Origin of the sequence: uncultured Thiodictyon sp., from assembly GCA_903837595.1 — a bacterium.
Taxonomy (GTDB): Bacteria; Pseudomonadota; Gammaproteobacteria; order Chromatiales; family Chromatiaceae; genus Thiodictyon.
The window spans coordinates 1-2240 of the sequence record CAILVI010000451.1; the positions used below are offsets into that span (position 1 = coordinate 1).

Annotated in this window: 3 protein-coding genes; all 3 read right to left on the reverse strand. The window is 63.2% G+C overall.

All coding sequences use genetic code 11. The features are described from left to right. Positions 1–269, reverse strand: a 269-nt coding sequence (locus QZY44_RS27100; protein WP_295455437.1) for a conjugal transfer protein TraG N-terminal domain-containing protein, incomplete at its 3' end; no start/stop codon positions are given. A gap of 244 nt (positions 270–513) precedes the next feature. Next, the gene (locus QZY44_RS27105; RefSeq protein WP_295455440.1) at positions 514–1383 is read right to left on the reverse strand and encodes a 5-bromo-4-chloroindolyl phosphate hydrolysis family protein; all 870 of its coding nucleotides are present in this window, start codon (positions 1381–1383) and stop codon (positions 514–516) included. A 266-nt stretch (positions 1384–1649) separates the two neighbouring features. After that, a partial coding sequence (locus QZY44_RS27110) for a conjugal transfer protein TraH (protein WP_295455442.1) occupies positions 1650–2240 on the reverse strand: 591 nt, incomplete at its 5' end.

Sequence of the window (2240 nt, forward strand, 5' to 3'; positions counted from 1 at the left end):
ACCACGCGTACCGCCCCGGAATAGACATCCTGGACGGACACCTTCACGGTGGGACCGAACATGCCCATGTAGACCACCCAGGCCACCAGCATGTGCTGGAGCTGCGGCGGGCGGGCCTGGATGATGCCCTGAAACATGATGAGCATGAAGCCGACCAGGAAGCCGATACCGGCCAGTGCGTGCATGTTCCCGGAGCCCGAGAGCATGGCGACGGCGTTCAGGACCGCGGTGAGGTAGGCGGCGTCGCCGATCGAATAGATGTCCCACATACTGCTTAAACCCCGGAAAATGGTGCGCGCGTCGCGCACGCAATCGCCAGGGTGCCATCGATCCGGGTTGATGCGTGAGAGCCGAAGATAGCGATTATGTTAGGGAATGCGGGAAGCCGGGCGGCGTCCCGTGTGTGCTCGGTATGCGGAACACCCATCAATCATGCCAGGCAGCGCGTCGCCGGTTGGCCAGCCCAGCACCGGGCCTTGCCCTTAACCCGGTTTTTCCTTTTTAAATGATGCCTTAGCGTTTGAGCTGTTGGGTCAGCACCTCGATTTTAACGTCAAGTTGCTCCACGTCGCTTTCCAACAGCGTCTGCTGCTGCTCCCGGAAAGCGTCCTCGACCGTGATCAGTGCGCGGCGGAAGCGTTCATTGAGTTCCGGCGCGCTGATTCGGGTGTGGGTTTTCGCGTAGTCCTCAACGACGCGCTGGACACCGTCGAGGTAGACGTTGAGGAATTTGCGCGCCAGGTGCAGGTCACGCGGATCTTCCTCAAGTCGGCGAAGGATCGCTCTTGCAAGTCCGGTGATGCGCTGCAGCCGCGTGCCCAGCTCGGGCTGACGGATGTCGCGGCTCGCCTGCTCAATGGCGGCGATCGAACGATCAGCCTCTTCCAGCGCGGTGCGCGCGTGTTCGCCGCCGCGCAAGGGTCTGCTGATGAGCGGGTCGAAGCCATAGGTGAGATAGCAGCCGAGCAGGGCGACCAGCGCAAAGGCGCAAGCAATGGCGGGGCTGTGACCGACGCCAAGCCAGGTGGTCATGCCGGTGGCGAGGCTGATGAGCGCGCAGCCCAGTGTCTTGAACGGCCAACGCCCGTCAGCGCGCCCACCGGTCTGCAAGAGCCCGCGCCGCACCAGCAGTGCGCCACCCAAGAACAGGGCGTACCCGATGGCATTGCCGAGGAACGGCACCAGGTGTCCCTGTGCCAATGATAGCGCTGCGGCGACCGGGATTGGGAGCGGTACCAGGAAGAGCAGCAGTCCCGCGACAGGTGACGGCGGGGCGGTCTCGGCGCGGTGTTCCCAGAGGTTGTTCCATAACCGTCGCCCCAACAGCATCAACATGGTGGCGGTGATCAGGGCGACAGCAACGAGCAGCAACAGGCGCGGCATGGCGTTGGCTCCGTTAGCCGGCCCCGGTGGGGGATGAGCAGGAGACCAACAGGGACTGCCAGGAAGCGACGCCGATGGCGGTGAGAATCAACAGGATGCCAACCACTTTACGCAGGTGCTCAGGCATGGATATAGCCCTCCAATTTGGGCGATGTCAAACCTGGGATAAGGTTTCGCTTACCCAAAGGACCATGGTACCGCCCGCGGGTTGATCCGGTCTACGCCGGTGCCAGGCGGCCAAGGGTCACGGTCGTCGTCTTGCGCATCTATTGCGTTGATTCGAACCCGGCATCGGCCGTGTCGGATTGCAGTGGCCGGCCCTTGACCAGCGGCGCCAACGCGCTGTAATGCGTCATCAACGATTGCAGGTTTCCGTAGCGCTGGGCGATCTCGTTGTACTGCTGCGCGACATCGTCTTTGGCACTGCGGATTTGTTCGATCACCTGTTTAGCATACGGGTTCTGGTGGAGCGAGGCCGCCTGCGCTGCCTGGCCGATCAGGTCGTCCAGCAGCAGTTTCGTCATCTCCAAGGCGATCACCGGCGCGGCCTTTTCGGCGAAGTCACGCGCCATCCCGGTATCGTACTGACCCAGGTTGTGAAGCATGGCGCCCAAGCCATGCGGCGCCAATTCCATGAACGCCTTCTCCGGCACGGTCAGCGCCACGTTGCCCCAGCGGAATTTCTCCACGAGCCCCACCGCACCCGCGTTTTCGGGGTCGCCCAACAGGATCCGGGAGGTGTACTGGGCGAAGCCCACGAGATCCGTCACCGAGACGATCGTGGGATGCAGGCAGCCATTGACGCTGCGGCTGTCGCAACTCCAGCGTTGCACGGTCTGCGTCGTCCGGCGGGCGGG